General features: G+C 64.1%; 13 protein-coding genes. 2 read left to right on the plus strand and 11 right to left on the minus strand.

Annotation, left to right across the window (positions count from 1 at the left end):
- Window positions 1-156 precede the first annotated feature (156 nt).
- From AC07XB_RS28435 to gudD, 10 genes are all read right to left on the minus strand, one after another.
- Window positions 157-3,276 (minus strand): pilus assembly protein, encoded by a 3,120-nt coding sequence (locus tag AC07XB_RS28435; RefSeq protein WP_492831804.1) that lies wholly within the window; start codon window positions 3,274-3,276, stop codon window positions 157-159.
- A 37-nt stretch (window positions 3,277-3,313) separates the two neighbouring features.
- Complete coding sequence (locus tag AC07XB_RS28440; protein ID WP_494752809.1) at window positions 3,314-3,784, minus strand: pilus assembly PilX family protein; 471 nt, start codon at window positions 3,782-3,784, stop codon at window positions 3,314-3,316.
- 2 nt (window positions 3,785-3,786) lie between these two features.
- Complete coding sequence (locus tag AC07XB_RS28445; RefSeq protein ID WP_492831808.1) at window positions 3,787-4,845, minus strand: PilW family protein; 1,059 nt, start codon at window positions 4,843-4,845, stop codon at window positions 3,787-3,789.
- Between the two features lie 10 nt (window positions 4,846-4,855).
- Window positions 4,856-5,440: a type IV pilus modification protein PilV gene (gene pilV / locus AC07XB_RS28450; RefSeq protein ID WP_492831810.1), complete on the minus strand. Its 585-nt coding sequence runs from the start codon at window positions 5,438-5,440 to the stop codon at window positions 4,856-4,858.
- On the minus strand, window positions 5,440-5,862 hold the full coding sequence (locus AC07XB_RS28455) for a GspH/FimT family pseudopilin (RefSeq protein ID WP_492831813.1): 423 nt from the start codon (window positions 5,860-5,862) through the stop codon (window positions 5,440-5,442). Before AC07XB_RS28455 ends, pilV begins: the two co-directional genes overlap by 1 nt.
- Before the next feature lie 81 nt (window positions 5,863-5,943).
- Window positions 5,944-6,456, minus strand: coding sequence for a type IV pilin protein (locus tag AC07XB_RS28460; protein WP_492831815.1), 513 nt, complete (start codon window positions 6,454-6,456; stop codon window positions 5,944-5,946).
- A gap of 85 nt (window positions 6,457-6,541) precedes the next feature.
- Complete coding sequence (locus tag AC07XB_RS28465) at window positions 6,542-7,237, minus strand: hypothetical protein (protein WP_492831817.1); 696 nt, start codon at window positions 7,235-7,237, stop codon at window positions 6,542-6,544.
- A 414-nt stretch (window positions 7,238-7,651) separates the two neighbouring features.
- The gene (locus AC07XB_RS28470; protein ID WP_492374998.1) at window positions 7,652-8,026 is read right to left on the minus strand and encodes a hypothetical protein; all 375 of its coding nucleotides are present in this window, start codon (window positions 8,024-8,026) and stop codon (window positions 7,652-7,654) included.
- Between the two features lie 151 nt (window positions 8,027-8,177).
- Window positions 8,178-9,131, minus strand: a complete 954-nt coding sequence (locus AC07XB_RS28475) for a Bug family tripartite tricarboxylate transporter substrate binding protein (RefSeq protein WP_492809995.1) — start codon at window positions 9,129-9,131, stop codon at window positions 8,178-8,180.
- Window positions 9,132-9,290: 159 nt separating this feature from the next.
- Window positions 9,291-10,649 carry a glucarate dehydratase gene (gene gudD / locus AC07XB_RS28480; protein ID WP_492831819.1) on the minus strand — a complete coding sequence of 453 codons (1,359 nt, stop codon included), beginning with the start codon at window positions 10,647-10,649 and terminating at the stop codon, window positions 9,291-9,293.
- A gap of 228 nt (window positions 10,650-10,877) precedes the next feature.
- Between gudD and AC07XB_RS28485 the strand changes: the two genes are divergently transcribed.
- Together AC07XB_RS28485 and AC07XB_RS28490 are read left to right on the plus strand one after the other, a co-directional pair.
- Window positions 10,878-11,624, plus strand: coding sequence for a FadR/GntR family transcriptional regulator (locus tag AC07XB_RS28485; RefSeq protein ID WP_254615405.1), 747 nt, complete (start codon window positions 10,878-10,880; stop codon window positions 11,622-11,624).
- A gap of 212 nt (window positions 11,625-11,836) precedes the next feature.
- Window positions 11,837-13,414 (plus strand): aldehyde dehydrogenase (NADP(+)), encoded by a 1,578-nt coding sequence (locus AC07XB_RS28490; protein ID WP_492831821.1) that lies wholly within the window; start codon window positions 11,837-11,839, stop codon window positions 13,412-13,414.
- A gap of 63 nt (window positions 13,415-13,477) precedes the next feature.
- Here AC07XB_RS28490 and AC07XB_RS28495 read toward each other — a convergent pair whose 3' ends face one another.
- The gene (locus AC07XB_RS28495) at window positions 13,478-14,653 is read right to left on the minus strand and encodes an osmoprotectant ABC transporter ATP-binding protein OsmV (protein ID WP_492831823.1); all 1,176 of its coding nucleotides are present in this window, start codon (window positions 14,651-14,653) and stop codon (window positions 13,478-13,480) included.
- Window positions 14,654-14,655: the final 2 nt, after the last annotated feature.

A 14,655-nucleotide genomic window follows, 5' to 3' on the forward strand; every position in this document is an offset into this window, starting at 1 on the left:
CCGCTCAAACGTCCGATTGAGGATGGCGTCGTCCGGAAACATGCCGGCCGACCGCACTTGCCGCTCGGCCGCCGCTGGGTCGGTCTAGAAGTAGATGACGACGGGGCCTGAGAGTACTCGGGTACGACTGCCGACCTCCTGCGCTAAGCGCCGCCCCTAGTCGATAATCCCGCGCCAATAAGTACGATAGCGACGACCCAACGTAGGTCCGGACGGCGTGAATACATTGGTGCCGCTGACGGCCGCCTGGTACGTATTGCCGCCGATCTGGACCGAAATCGGGACCGGCGTGGGCGCGTAGCCGCCGCCGGTCAGCACTAGATAGCGATCTGCGGCCGTCAAGCCGCCGTCGCCTGTGAGATCACTGGTGGAAGCGGCGGTTAGGTAATTCATCATGTAGTACCGCGCTTCCCCGAGGTTTCCCGTACACGAATTGGTAGCCGCGGTAGCCGGGATGTTGGTGGTAAACATGACAGTGCCGGACAGTGTGGTGGAGCCACTGACAACCTTCTCCCCCGCAGCAAGCGTCACGTACCAGCCGCTTGCCGTCGATAGCGCCGTCGTGGCGGCGGCGATCTGGGCTGGGGTGCCGACCTGAACCAGATCGGCGGTGGCGTCATAGAGTTGGCCGGCAACGCCCGTCGTGGCGCCTGCCGCTCCTTCGGTGATGGGTGTCGAACGCACGGCGTTCAGGCTGTGGTCATCCTTGATCATGTAATACCGATTCTGGATGGTCGTATCGAACGGGTGCTCGCGGTCACCGGAGCCGATCAGCAGGCTATCGGTCGGGTTCAGCGCGGTGGCGGGCACAATGTCAGGCGCGTAAAGGAATTTGCGCGCAGCGGCCCCGCTTCCCCCGAGCGAGGCAAGTTTGTTCACGGTCCAGTTAGCCGGCGAGGCGTCGCCGATGTTAATGCGCCAGACATTGGCGCCGGTATCGACCGCGTAGAGACGATCGATATAGCCATCGCGGTTGGAATCGTAGATCGCGATATTGGCGGGAATGGCGTAGGTCATAAGAGGCACATTCAAGCCCGTTGAGCCGGTGGTCGCGGCCACGCCAGCCTGCCAGACCAGATTGCCAGTGGCGGCATCCAGCACCATCACACCGCGGCCCTGGGTAGCCGGCCCAGCCGTGCCTTGCACGATGGTGTCGTTGTAGGTGGCATCGTAGCCCAGGCCAAAAACAACTACCGGATTGCCCTGATTGGCCTTCACCTTCGCGACGCGCAGGTCCGACCAGGTCTGCCCCAGCTCACCGAAACCCGTATCGCTGGCGCCATGCTTCCACAGCAGCTTCGGGGCGGTTGGGTTGGTCACATCCAGGGCATAGATGAAGTTCCCGCCCCGACGCATGGTCAGGAACAGATATGCCTTGGTGACCGCCCCGGTGGTGGGGTCCGACTCCGTATAAGCCGTTGACGAGCCATCCACGAAATAAGGCTTTGGCGCAGAACTCGAAATCGACGGCGAGTGGTTGTACATCCTGCCGAACTTCGGGAAATGCTCGGACGGGATGAAGCTCCACAGCTCCGTTCCGCCGGCACTACTCTGGCCACCCTTGACAGCATGCAACATGCCGTCGTTGGCGCCGTAGAAGACCACGATGTCGTCGGCAGTGCGGTTGTAGTTGATCACAGCCGGCCGGGAGTGCAGCGCGTCACCGTGCGCAAAGCCACGAATATTGTAGACAGGCGGGGCGGAAGGATTGGCGACAAGGGGATCGTCCGCCAGGGTATTGCCCCCTCGCACCCAATTGATGACAGGCTCGGTATTGGCCCCGCTGGACAGGCCGAGCATTGTGGCTACGATCGAGGAATTGCTGGTGCTGAATGGCGTGCCAGACAAGGAAGAACCCGTCGTGCAACTGCCGGTGCAGGTATAGACGTTGCGGCTCGCCTGATTCTTCGCAAATGTGGTGCGCAGGTATTGCCCCACTCCGCCTTTTTCCACCAGGTCGCCGTCAGGTGAATCCGAACTGCCTCCCACGCCCTGCGAATCCACGTAGTAATTAGGATCCCAGAAAGTTGAGGGATTGGTCCAGAAGCTAATCACATTTGGGTTGACGAAGCCCGTTGTGCTGCTCAGCACCTTCGCGCCAACGCTATCGGCCATATACACGTTGCCGGTCGAGTCCACAGCCAGTTGGTACTGCTTCAGGTTGCCGACCCAGTTCGGTTTGGCATAGGCGTCCGGGCGGAACGTGCCCAGGTACACCTGGTTCAGATAGGTGCCACGCACGCTTACCGACACCGGCAGGGAAACCGACGCGAAGACTGAGTTCACCGCCTGGATCTGAGCCAGGATATTGCTCAACGCCACCGCCAGAGCGGTATCACTGCCGGCCTGGAAGTAGTCGCCGCCGCCATTGCCGGCGACGCTCTTCATCATGGCCGTGAAAGCGGTGTTCTGCTGCGCGTTGTAAGCGTCGATGGTGAAAGTGGTCACGGATCCGTTCGCAGCGGCCGCGCTACCGGCGCCGAGGTCCGGGCGCAACTTCAGGAAACGGGCCCAGGCAGCCTGGACATTCGAGATCGTGGAATACCCAGGGTATTTCGCCAGCGTGGTGGCGGCCGGGTCCGTGCTGGCAGGCACGGGCGGCAACTGGCCCTGTCGGTTGTTGCCGATGAAGATGATGTAGGTGTGCGCACAGCCGCTGCCGCCGGACGGCCTGTTGTAAGCCGAACCATTGGCAGAGCCCTTGTAGGCATAACCCGAGGACAAGCCGCCGATGGCGGAGGTTGTCAGATTGTCCTTGCTGGTTCCGGCATTGCCAGAGTAATCCGCGAGCGGGTCCATGCCCGCCCAACTGTTGGAACCATTGAGATAGAGCCAGGCTTCATACAAGGCGTTGGCGTAGTCGCCGGACGACTGGTCAATCTTTTCATCCGGAGCATTGACATCGATGCCGCCAACGATGTTCTGTAACGCAGTGTTATTGGCAGCCACGCTCATGTCGCGTATGCCATAGCGCAAGTAGCCGCCATCGCGCTTGTTGGCCAGGGACAACATCATCAGGCCCACATTGGCCGGCTGCTTCAGGCCAGCCACAAAGTTCTTGATGGCCGTCAGTTCCGCCTGGCCCTGCGTTGCCGATCCGACCCACTGTTGCGAGGCCTTCGACCAGTTCGCCGTGTTGTCCAGGATAAACAGGATGTTCGGCGCCGGCGATTTCACGCCTGGCGGCTGATTGAAGATATCGGTGTCATCCGTGCGGCCGGTGATCGACACTAGCGCCAGCGAGGCCAGCAAAACGAGCTTCAGCAGTCTCAACATATTCACGGTGGGCCCCCGGGGCACTACAAGTTGTTGTCTAGGGACAGGTCGCAGTCGCATTCATCCGCACCCTGGCACCTTGATGCACGGTGACGGTGGTGCCGCTTCGATTGTCGGTTGCAACCGCACTGATGTCCCAATAGGTATCCTTCGGCGCCGAGTCCGCGAAGTCGACGCTGTAACCGTCCGCCGCGGTCAACTGCAAGCAAGCCGGCTTGGCGGTCTGGACGGTGTAGTCCGCCACGCCGTCGTTATTGATATCGATGCTGAAAGTCTGCGCGGTGGGCGTGTAGAAATTGCTGACCGAGCCGATGATTTTCTCGATCGCCTGCTGCGCGGCGGCCGTAGCCTCGATTTTGGCTTGCTGGTTGCCCACGACTTTCAGGTTGGTCTTGCTCATGCGCACGGCCGAGACCACCATTAGTGTCAGGACAATCAACATGACCAGCCCCACCACCAGGCTCATACCAGCCTGGCGAAGCCTGCCCCGGAATGATCGAAGCCTCATCTTCACTCTCTCCGGCTGCTGGGGTTGATGACGCGCACGGTACCGGTGTAGACGTGCCGCTTGAAATTGTCCGAGAAGGGGCCTACTGAGCCGGCTACTCCCATGCTGTAGGTCTTCGCCGCCAAACCGCTGTCGACAAAGGCGGACACCTCCGTGTTGCGCGCAAGCAAGTTGACCTGCACGGCCATGACATTGGGCCAGTCGGCGAGCGCTGGCGCGGTGATGAAGGGAACGGCTGGCGCGCCCGCGCCGACAGCGTCGACGCCATAGTCCAGTTGCAGGTTCTCGATACCGTCGACCAGTGGCGTCGTGACCCAGCTCGACGCGCCGCCCGCTACTGCGATTTCCAGGCGTTTTAGCGTCGGCACCGGCTTGCCGCCATCCGCGCCCGCGGTGCACGTAGTGGCGCCAGCGGCCAGGAGGTTGCACGGGCTGATGAAGTAGATATGCTCGATGTAGCGGCGCAGCGCGGCCGGCGTGACACCGTCGTTTTGCACCAGGGTGTACACGGAAGGAGTTGCCGGTGTAGGGTCCGGACCGACAGCCGTCACCGGCGTACCGGTGGGGGTAGTCTGCACATAAACCTGGCCCGCTACGGCAGTGGTAAGCGTTGGCAGTATGTCGGTCGTTTCCAGACGGCGCACCACCAGGATATCCGTCCCTGCCACGTGATTTGCGTTCGGCAGGCAGGCCGACAGCGGAGCCGGTACGGTGGCTGGAGCATCGTAACCCTGCATGGGCAAGGCGAAGGAATTGCCAATGCTGGTCTTGTCGATTGCGCACGGATCCGGCAAGGCAGACAGGGCCGCAAACGTGCCGCCAAACTGGCCATAGTAGCCGGCATGCTGGATATCGTCCTCCAGCAGCGTAAATGCATAGCGACCGTTTTCAATCTGCCGGGCGGACTTGTCGAGCTCGGTGCGGGTGCTGCTCTGCTGGCTGATCAGCGCGGCGACACCTGCCATCAGGAACAGGCCGATCACGATCGCGATCATCAGTTCGACCAGCGAAAAGCCCGCGTTGCGGGAGCGCAAACGTAATGAGGCGGTTGACTTTGCCATGTATCGAGCCTCAGTTCAGGTTGGCAATCTGCAGTGTCGCGCTGACCACCCGCCGCCGCGCTTCGTCAGCGTACAGCCCCTTGCCGCAACCAAGGCCCGCGCCCGGCGCCACCGTCTTCCCCATGCCCAGCCAGGCCACGCTAACCAGATAGACGCCGCTGACGCTGTCATAGCTGACGCAGCCGCGCGCGCCGATCATGGCGCCGACGCTGCCACTGGCACTGGTTTCTGCCGCGCCGGCGAGCAGGCTGCTCCAGGCCGCAAGATCCCCGTTGGCCATGGTGTAGGCCTGGACAGTGCCAAGGGAGCAGGCCGGCGCGGCGGCCGCGCCAGTTCCAAGATAAGGCTGCCCGTTGACCGGATCGGTGGTGAAGGCATAACAGCCAGCGACCGACCGGTTGGCATTGATGCGGCCGATCATGTCCTGTAGCAGGATCAGGGCCTGGGTACGCTGGTACGACTCGGCCTCCGCGCGCTGGCTAGTCAAAATCAGGCCCACAAGACCCAGCAATCCGACCAGCAGGATGATCAGCGTCACGAGCGCCTCGATCAGGCTGAATCCCGACTCGCGGCATATCGGCGATAGCCTGCGCATCAGCAACTCCCTGCCTGGCTGCTTGGCAGCCCGCTCAAATCGACGTTGATGCAGCGCTGCGGTGCGCTGGAACTGGCTGCACTGATGCCAAAAGGACTGATCGTGGCAGCAAGGCGGCCATTGCCGTTGTAGACGAGTCCGGCCACGGGGCCTGTCATGGTCAGCCCCTGCAACGCCTCGTGCTGGCTGAGGGTGATGGTGCCACTTGTGACCGTCCAGCCGTTCTGCCAGCCGCCCGTCGCTGCAGCGACGGTAACACCGCTATTGCGTTTTATCGCCTCGCTGCGGGCGTAGATCAGTGTGGAGACGACATCATAGCCAGCCGCCCGGATCCGCTGCCCCAATATGAAATCTCGAAAATAGGGGGTGGCGATGGCCGCCAGAATGGCGACGATCGTCACTACGGCAATCAGTTCGATCAAGGTGAACCCCCGCTGCGTGCGTCTTCGCGCGTGCCGCGCTTCTACTGGGCTGGGCAAGATTTGTCCCTCCATGATCCACACTCACCAGCAACTGGCAACGGTGCCGCTGCCGCTGACCCCCTTGGCGCCCGCCTGGTCGACGGTGAGATTCATGCATTGGGTATCGTTGGTAGCCTGCGCGCCGGTCGGCGTGGCGGTCACGAGATACGTCGGCGGGGTAGCAGCATTGCTGGCTGCCACAGTGACGTTGTAGTTCTTCGCCACATTCGTGGGAACGGTGGCATAGCCGAGCGCCGTCATGGTGGTAGCGTATTGACGTGCGTCGAGGTTGTACTGCTCTTGCTGGTTGGCCACCCCAAGAATGAAACTCTGGGCGGCGGAGCGGTTGCTCCGGATCACGTATTGGATGTACGAGGGATAAGCGATGGCCGCGAGGATCGCGACGATGACCACCGTAATCATCACTTCGATCAGCGTGAAACCCAACTGTGCGCTGACCATGCGCAAAGCCGCTGCCGTCCTCGGTTCACCGGTGGTAAACAAGCGCGCAGAAACCATCACGCCTGCCGGCTCTCGGCAAGAAGACTGACCCATGATTGACCCCGAAGTACGTTTATTTTTTGTATTCCAGTGCTTCCGGCTGATTTTAATGTGTGCTTCCGGACGGACTGTGCTTAATTTAGCAATTTGTGTGTGCCTCCGCTACTGATTCGTACGGGCCAACAGGATATTTACCCGGCACGTAGCGAATTTCAGACAGCCGCCGGGTGCCGGGTGCCGGCACGCCCATGCCTTCGCGCTGCACGAGCGCAAAAAAGTGATCAAAGAGCATTAAAAGCGTGGGTAACGGAGCAGACGGACGAGCAGCCTCGGCCGATAGTTTTGTCGTTGATGCGCTAAGCTGCCGGCGCAGTCGCAACGCCCGCGCCTGTGAGCACCCAAGGTAACGCCGGATCTCGACAACGGTGGGGCAAACCCGGCCCGAGATTTCTCGGGTGAGCCGCGCCAGGTCGCCCTCCGATCCAGCCTGATGCAAGTCAGGCTCCGTCGTGATCGCCGGAGGCGTCGCGGCCACATGACTCGCCGTGACTTCCACGTGACTGGCGATTACCGCGACACTCGATCGTGGCGGAGCGGGCGTAATCGGAATAATCGACACTGAGTCACTGCCCGATAGCGCCAGCTGCCGGTGCAAGCACGCCGTGCTTTCCCACACCACCACGGTCTTGAGCGGAGGGGCCAAGTACAGCCCAACGATATCGCGCGTCTGCTCTGCAAACAACGGGTTGGTGGAGAATGTGAAGGCCCCATGCCTATGTGGGTACCGGGCGCGCTTGTCTGTTGACGAAAAAGCGCGTTCCTGATCGGCCCCCATGGCCTAGTCGGGCTGCGGCGAGTCATGGTCGCCGCTCAGCCTTCACAGGCGCTTCGGGATCGAAGGCCTGACGTTTTGTTCTGTATAAGGAAATAATCAAAGTCCGTATCGCCACGCTTGCCGGCAACCAGACTGACGCGTAGCGCAGAACCCATTTGCCTTGCCCTTTGGCATTTGATGGGCGGAGCACAAGACCCGTCACGTGCCATTCTCACCTGGATGACGCAGGATCACATTGGGCAGAATTTGGATACAAATTCAGCAATAAATTTCTTTAAAAATTCTTTTAATATTTGATTGGATTGCACTGGCCTGAATTCTCGCGGCCACCGCTTCCGCCAGATTCTTTCTCCACGGCAATGCCGGCGCTTCGTTACTCGTTGGGGATTATCCTCACGGTCCGCGCTGCCCGGTTCACCCTGGCTCGACCGGCGCCGTCAGCAAGCGATACGCCTGCTCCTGCGTAATATCCAGCCGGTAGTGCCGCGCCAGCATGCGCGCGAAGTGATGCGCGGCGCCCGGCTCGCAGTGCCTCAACTGCTCGCGGTAGGCCTCCAACTCGAAACGCAGCCGCCAGCGCGGGCTCGCTAGGTAGAGCACGCCCATCAGGCCGCACCAGCGCCAGAACTGGCGCACGTGCACCTTCTCATGCTCGATCAGCGCGTGGCTCACGCCGGGCCGCACCAGGATCAGCGGCCCCGGCGCGAAGCCATCGAACCCGCGCGGAATCAACCACCGGGACTTGGTCTCGATCAGCAGGCAGAGGGGCGATTTGCAGAAGCGGATCATGGCAGGTGACAGCGGCGAGATAGCGCAAGGCGCGCATGGGCGTGCATAGGCGTGTTAGCCCAAGCCTATCAGGTCGCGCAGGCCCGCGTCCAAACCTACCCGCCAAAATAAAAACGCCCCGCTTTTGGCGGGGCAAAGAGCAATCGTGTGCTTAGTCGATGCTGATCTTGCCGGCTTCGATCACGCCCTTCCAGCGCTGGAGTTCCTGCTTCTCGAACTGCTCGAATTGCTCCGGTGTATTGGCGACCACCTCGAAACCGTTCTCGGCCAGCTTCTGGCGCATCTGCGGCTCGTTGAGCGAGCCGACCAGCGCGGCATGCAGTCTCGTCTTGACGTCCTTCGGCAGCCCGCGCGGCGCGGCCACGGCTTGCCACGAATACACGTCCACGTCCTTCACGCCGCCCTCCGCCATGGTGGGCACGTTCGGCAGCACCGCCGAGCGCTTGTCGCCGGTCACCGCCAGCGCCTTGAGCTTGCCGCTGCGGATATGCTGCAGCACCGCGTTGACGTTCTGGAACGAGACGTCCACCTGGCCGGCGAGCAGGTCGGAGATGGCCGGCGCCCCACCCTTATAAGGAACGTGGAGGCCGTCGGTGCCGGACTTTTGCCAGAACAGCGCGGCCGTCAAATGGTCCGACGAACCTGCCCCGGAGCTGGCGAACGCCACCTTGCCCGGATTCTTCTTCATGTACGCGACCAGCTCCTGCAAGTTCTTCGCAGGGAAGTCCGGCTTGGTGACCAGCACGTTGGGGGCGCGCACGGCCACCGTCAGCAGGTCGAAGTCCTTGGCCGGGTCATAGCCCAGGTTCTTTTGCAGGAACGGGTTCACGGCATAGACGCCGATCGATGCCACCAACAAGGTGTAGCCATCGGCAGGCGCGCGCTTGACCATGGTCGCGCCGATGGCCCCGGTAGCGCCGGGGCGATTGTCGATCACGAACGGCTGGCCCAGCTTTTCATTGAGCGGCACCGCCAGCATGCGCGCGATGGTATCGGTGGAGCCGCCCGCAGGGAACGGCACCACCACGGATACGGCCTTCTGGGGCCATGCCGGCGAGGCGGCCGCGGCACTGGTCACGGCGCCTGCGGCGGCCAGTGCCGCCATGGCAGCGAGCGTGGCTGCGGCAAGCCGGCCGAACTTGCGCCGCGCGGGTGCGGCGAGCATGCCCGCGGCAGCCGGCCGGCCATCAAATTTGTTCATGGTTGTCTCCTTGTGCTTGGTGGTTTTCTTGTCTTGTATTCGTGCGGGGGCCGCAGATGCGGCTCACCGGACCATGCAGGGCGCCTTGTTGTTGAAGGTCCAGCCCGGGATCAGGAATTGCATGGCCACGGCGTCGTCGCGCGCACCCAGCCCCATGCTCTTGTAGCGCTCGTGCGCCAACGCGAGTTGCGCCATGTCGAGCTCCACGCCCAGGCCCGGCTCCGTCGGCACGGCCACCTTGCCGTTCTCGATCTTCAGTGGCGCCTTGGTCAGGCGCTCGCCGTCCTGCCAGATCCAGTGGGTGTCGATGGCGGTGACGCGGCCCGGCGCGGCGGCGGCCACGTGGGTAAACATCGCCAGCGAAATATCGAAGTGATTGTTCGAGTGCGAGCCCCAGGTCAGGCCCCACTCGGCGCACATCTGCGCCACCCGCACCGAGCCCTGCATGGTCCAGAAATGCGGATCGGCCAGCGGGATGTCCACGGATTGCAGGCGCACCGCGTGGCCCATCTGGCGCCAGTCGGTCGCGACCATGTTGGTGGCGGTGGGCAGGCCGGTGGCGGTACGGAACTCGGCCATGACCTCGCGGCCCGAGTAGCCCTCCTCCGCGCCGCAAGGATCTTCGGCATAGGCCAGCACGCCATGCTTGTCGCGGCACAGGCGCACGGCTTCGGCCAGCGACCACGCGCCGTTGGGATCCAGCGTGATGCGCGCCTTGGGGAAGCGCTCGGCGAGCGCCAGGATGGCTTCCATCTCTTCGTCGCCGCGCAGCACGCCGCCCTTGAGCTTGAAATCGTTGAAGCCATAGCGCTCATAGGCAGCTTGCGCCAGGCGTACCACGCCCTCGGCATTCATCGCGGCTTCATTGCGCAGGCGGAACCAGTCGTTGTCCGCCTCGGGCTCGCTGCGATAGGCAAGCGTGGTGCGGTTACGGTCCCCGATATAGAACAGGTAGCCCAGCATCTCCACGGCGTCGCGCTGCTGGCCTTCGCCCAACAGCGCGGCCACCGGCACGCCCAGATGCTTGCCCAGCAGGTCGAGCAGCGCCGCCTCGAGCGCGGTGACCGCATGGATGGCGATGCGCAGGTCGAACGTCTGCAGGCCACGCCCGCCCGCGTCGCGGCTGGCAAAGGCGGTGCGCACGCGATTGAGCAGCGCCTGGTGGTTGCCGATCGACTGGCCGGCGAGGAGTTCGCGCGCATCCTCCAGCGTCTGGCGGATCGCTTCGCCGCCGGGCACCTCGCCGACGCCCATATTGCCCGCGCTGTCTTTCAGGATGACGATATTGCGGGTGAAGAACGGACCGTGCGCGCCGGACAGGTTCATCAGCATGCTGTCGTGGCCGGCCACCGGCACGACGGTCAGCTCGGTGATGACGGGCGTGCCTGCCATGGGCGCGGCGCAAAGGGATGATTGGGTCATGTTGAACTCCAGCAGGAAGAGCGGCTCGCCGCCTTGGCTGCCGGCCCTTGCGGGTTGTCTCGGGTTGGATATGCCGGCTGCTGCCGGATCCTTGTGCGCGGTGCTTGCCAGGTCCCAAAGCGGCTGCTACAGCCCATGCAACGGGAGACACCTGTTATCGGTCGTCATATAACTTACGACGCAGTATAATGAGGCCATTGCTATCCGGTCAAGTCCCAGCCCATCACCATGTCAAACCCGATGTTTGCCTCCACTCCCCCGCTGCGGCGCCGCGGCCGTACGCTTGCCGAAGAGGCGGTGAGCAACCTGAGCGAGCGCATCCAGCAAGGCCAGCTCAAGCCGGGCGACAAGTTGCCGACCGAGTCCGAGATCATGGCCGCGCTCGGCGTCAGCCGCACCGTGGTGCGCGAAGCGCTGTCGCGGCTACAGGCCAGCGGGCTGGTGGAAACCCGCCACGGCATCGGCACCTTTGTGCTGGCGCGCAGCGCCGAGAACGGCTCGCCCTTTCGCATCGATCCCGCCACCATGGGCACTGCCATGGACGTGCTGGCCATGCTGGAATTCCGCGTCAGCCTGGAAGCCGAGGCAGCCAGCCTGGCGGCATCGCGGCGCAGCGATGAGCAACTGACGGCGATGCGTGGCGCGCTCGATGAGCTCAAGCGCACGGCGGCGGGCGGCGAGGATTCTGTCGGTGCCGATTTCGAGTTCCACCTGCTGATTGCGCGCGCCACCGGCAACCGCTACTTCACGGACATCATGGGCCACCTCGGCACCATGGTGATCCCGCGCAGCCGGCTGCATGTCAGCGCGCAGGAGCGGGAGCAGTACCTTGAGCGCGTCAATATCGAACACGAGAACATCTTTGACGCCATCGAGCGGCGCGACCCCGAAGGCGCCAAGGCCGCCATGCGCATGCACCTGACCAACAGCCGCGAACGCCTGCGCAAGGCGTCGGCGGCGGTGGAAGCCGGCTAGGGGCGGGCTGCCGGCGCATCCCGGCGGGATCCGGGATTTCCTGCTTGCCCAACGAGCGCCTCATGTTGTAGGATGTCTTACAATAAAGCGCGGCAAGGCTATGTCCCCATTTATGCGTCCCGCGTGTCAGCCCGGGACCACATACACGCCGCCTCTAGCGCAAGCTATGGCGCACTCCCCACTTGATTGCAGTTGAAAAGCAGGAAACGCTAATGACCATTACCGGCGAAATGCTGATCGGCGCCCGCGCAGTGCGCGGCACCACCAAGATCCTCCATGCCACCAACCCGGCCACGGGTGAAGTCCTGGCACCGGAATTCCATGGCGGCGGCGCCGCCGAGGCCGAGCGTGCCTGCGCGCTGGCCGAAGCCGCGTTCGACACCTACCGCAACACCTCGCCGGAGATCCGCGCCAGGTTCCTGGAATCGATCGCCAGCGGCCTGGAAGCCCTGGGCGACAAGCTGATCGAGCGCGCCCACGCCGAGAGCGCATTGCCTGTTGCGCGTCTGCAGGGCGAGCGCGCCCGAACCGCCGGCCAGCTGCGCCTGTTCGCCAGCGTGCTGCGCGATGGCCGCTGGCAAGCCGCCACACTCGACTCCGCCCTGCCGGAGCGCACGCCGCCGCGCCCCGACCTGCGCCTGCAGAAGATCGCGGTCGGCCCGGTGGCGGTGTTCGGCGCCAGCAATTTCCCGCTCGCGTTTTCGGTGGCGGGCGGCGATACCGCATCCGCGCTGGCGGCCGGCTGCCCGGTCGTCGTCAAGGCGCACTCGGCCCACCTCGGCACCTCCGAGCTGGTCGGGCGCGTGATCCAGAAGGCCGTGGCCGATGCTGGCCTGCCCGAAGGCGTGTTCTCGCTGCTGGTGGGCGCGGGCGTTGCCGTGGGCACGGCCCTGGTCGCGCATCCGTCGATCCAGGCAGTGGGCTTCACCGGCTCGCGCAGCGGCGGCCTGGCGCTGGTGCAAACGGCCAACAGCCGTCCCCAGCCGATCCCCGTCTATGCGGAAATGAGCAGCATCAACCCAGTGTTCCTGCTGCCGGCAGCCCTGGCCGCGCGCGGCGCGGAGATCGCGCGCAATCTGGTGGATTCGCTGGTGATGGGCGTAGGCCAGTTCTGCACCAACCCGGGCCTGCTGCTGGCGGTGGAAAGCCCGGCGCTGGACATGTTCCGCCAGGGCGCGGTTGCGGCGCTGGCGGAAAAGGCGGCGGCGACCATGCTGACGCCCGGAATCAGCCAGGCTTACGACAACGGCGTGGCCCAGCTCAGCGATATCGAAGGACTGGGCCGCATCGGCAGTGGCCAGGCCGCCAGCGGCCCCAACCAGGCCCGCCCCGCGCTGTTCGAGACCACGGCCGCGCGTTTTCTTGCGGACCACCGCATGGAAGCCGAAGTGTTTGGCCCATCCTCGGTGCTGGTCGTATGCCGCGACCACGAGGAGATGCTGGCGGTGGCACGCCGCCTGGAGGGCCAGCTGACCGCCACCGTGCAAGCGGATGCGGGGGATCATGCCGAGGCCGCCATCCTGCTGACCGTGCTCGAGCGCAAGGCCGGTCGCGTGCTGTTCAACGGCTATCCGACGGGCGTGGAAGTGTCGTACGCCATGGTGCACGGCGGCCCGTTCCCGGCTACGTCCGACACGCGCGCCACCTCGGTCGGCGCATCGGCCATCGAGCGCTTCCTGCGCCCGGTGTGCTACCAGAATGTGCCGGCGGAACTGCTGCCGCCCGCGCTGCAGGATGGCAACCCGCTGAACGTGTGGCGCCTCACCGACGGGCAACTGGCCCGCGACTAATCTCGCGCACCCATGGAAAAAGGGCCGGAAATCCGGCCCTTTTTCTATCTCCCTAGCTGAGCATTACGCAGCAATGCGCTCGATGGCAGCCGGCGCCTGCGGCGGCTGGATCACCGGCGCATTCCCGCGCGAGCGGCCCGAGCTGAGATAGTCGGCGATCGACTCCTGCGTGACTTCGCCCAGGTAGACGCCATCGGCATCGACCACCGGCAGCCAGCTGGTGTTGTGCTGGTACATGCGCGAGAGCACGATGCGCAGATGCTCGTCGAACGCGGCGGTCGCCATGAATGGCCGCGTCGCATCCGCGCATATGCCCTGCCCCGCGCGCGCATCGCGCCGCGTGACGTAGCCCAGCGCGTGCTGCGCATCATCCACCACCGGCAGGTGCCGCACGTCGGCCTCGTCCATGATGGCAAACGCCTGCGCCAGCGGCATGCCGGGGCTGCAGGTCTGCGCCATGGTGGCGGCATCGCCGGCGCGCACCAGCAGCAGGCGCTTGAGCGTGTTGTCGTGACCGATGAAGGCCTGCACGAAATCGTCGGCCGGACGCGCCAGCAGTGCGTCGGGATGGTCGAACTGCACCAGCCTGCCGCCGCGGAACACGGCCACGCGGTCGCCCAGCTTGATGGCCTCGTCGATATCGTGCGAGACCATGATCACGGTCTTGCCGAGCTGGCGCTGCATCTGGAAGAACTCGTTCTGGATGCTCTCGCGGTTGATCGGGTCCACCGCGCCGAACGGCTCGTCCATCAGCAGCACGGGCGCATCCGCCGCCAGCGCGCGGATCACGCCGATGCGCTGCTGCTGCCCGCCCGAGAGTTCGCGCGGATATCGTGTGAGCATCTTGCCGGGGTCGAGCTGCACCATCGACATCAGCTCGCGCGCGCGTTCGCGGCAGCGCTTCTTGTCCCAGCCCAGCAGCCGCGGCACCACCATGATGTTCTCCTCGATGGTCATGTTGGGGAACAGGCCGATCTGCTGGATCACGTAGCCGATCTTGCGGCGCAGCGTGACTTCGTCCACGCGGGCGGTGTCCTCGCCGTCGATCAGGACCCGGCCGGAGCTGGGCTGGATCAGGCGGTTGATCATCTTGAGCGTGGTGGTCTTGCCGCAGCCCGAGGGGCCTAGGAAGACGCAGATCTCGCCCTTGGGCACAGTGAGCGAAACGGCATCGACGGCGCGCACTTCGGCGCCGTCTTTTTGCCTGAAGGTCTTGGTGAGTTGGTCGAGTTCAATCATGT

It is taken from the genome of Cupriavidus sp. GW821-FHT02F09, from assembly GCF_059421605.1.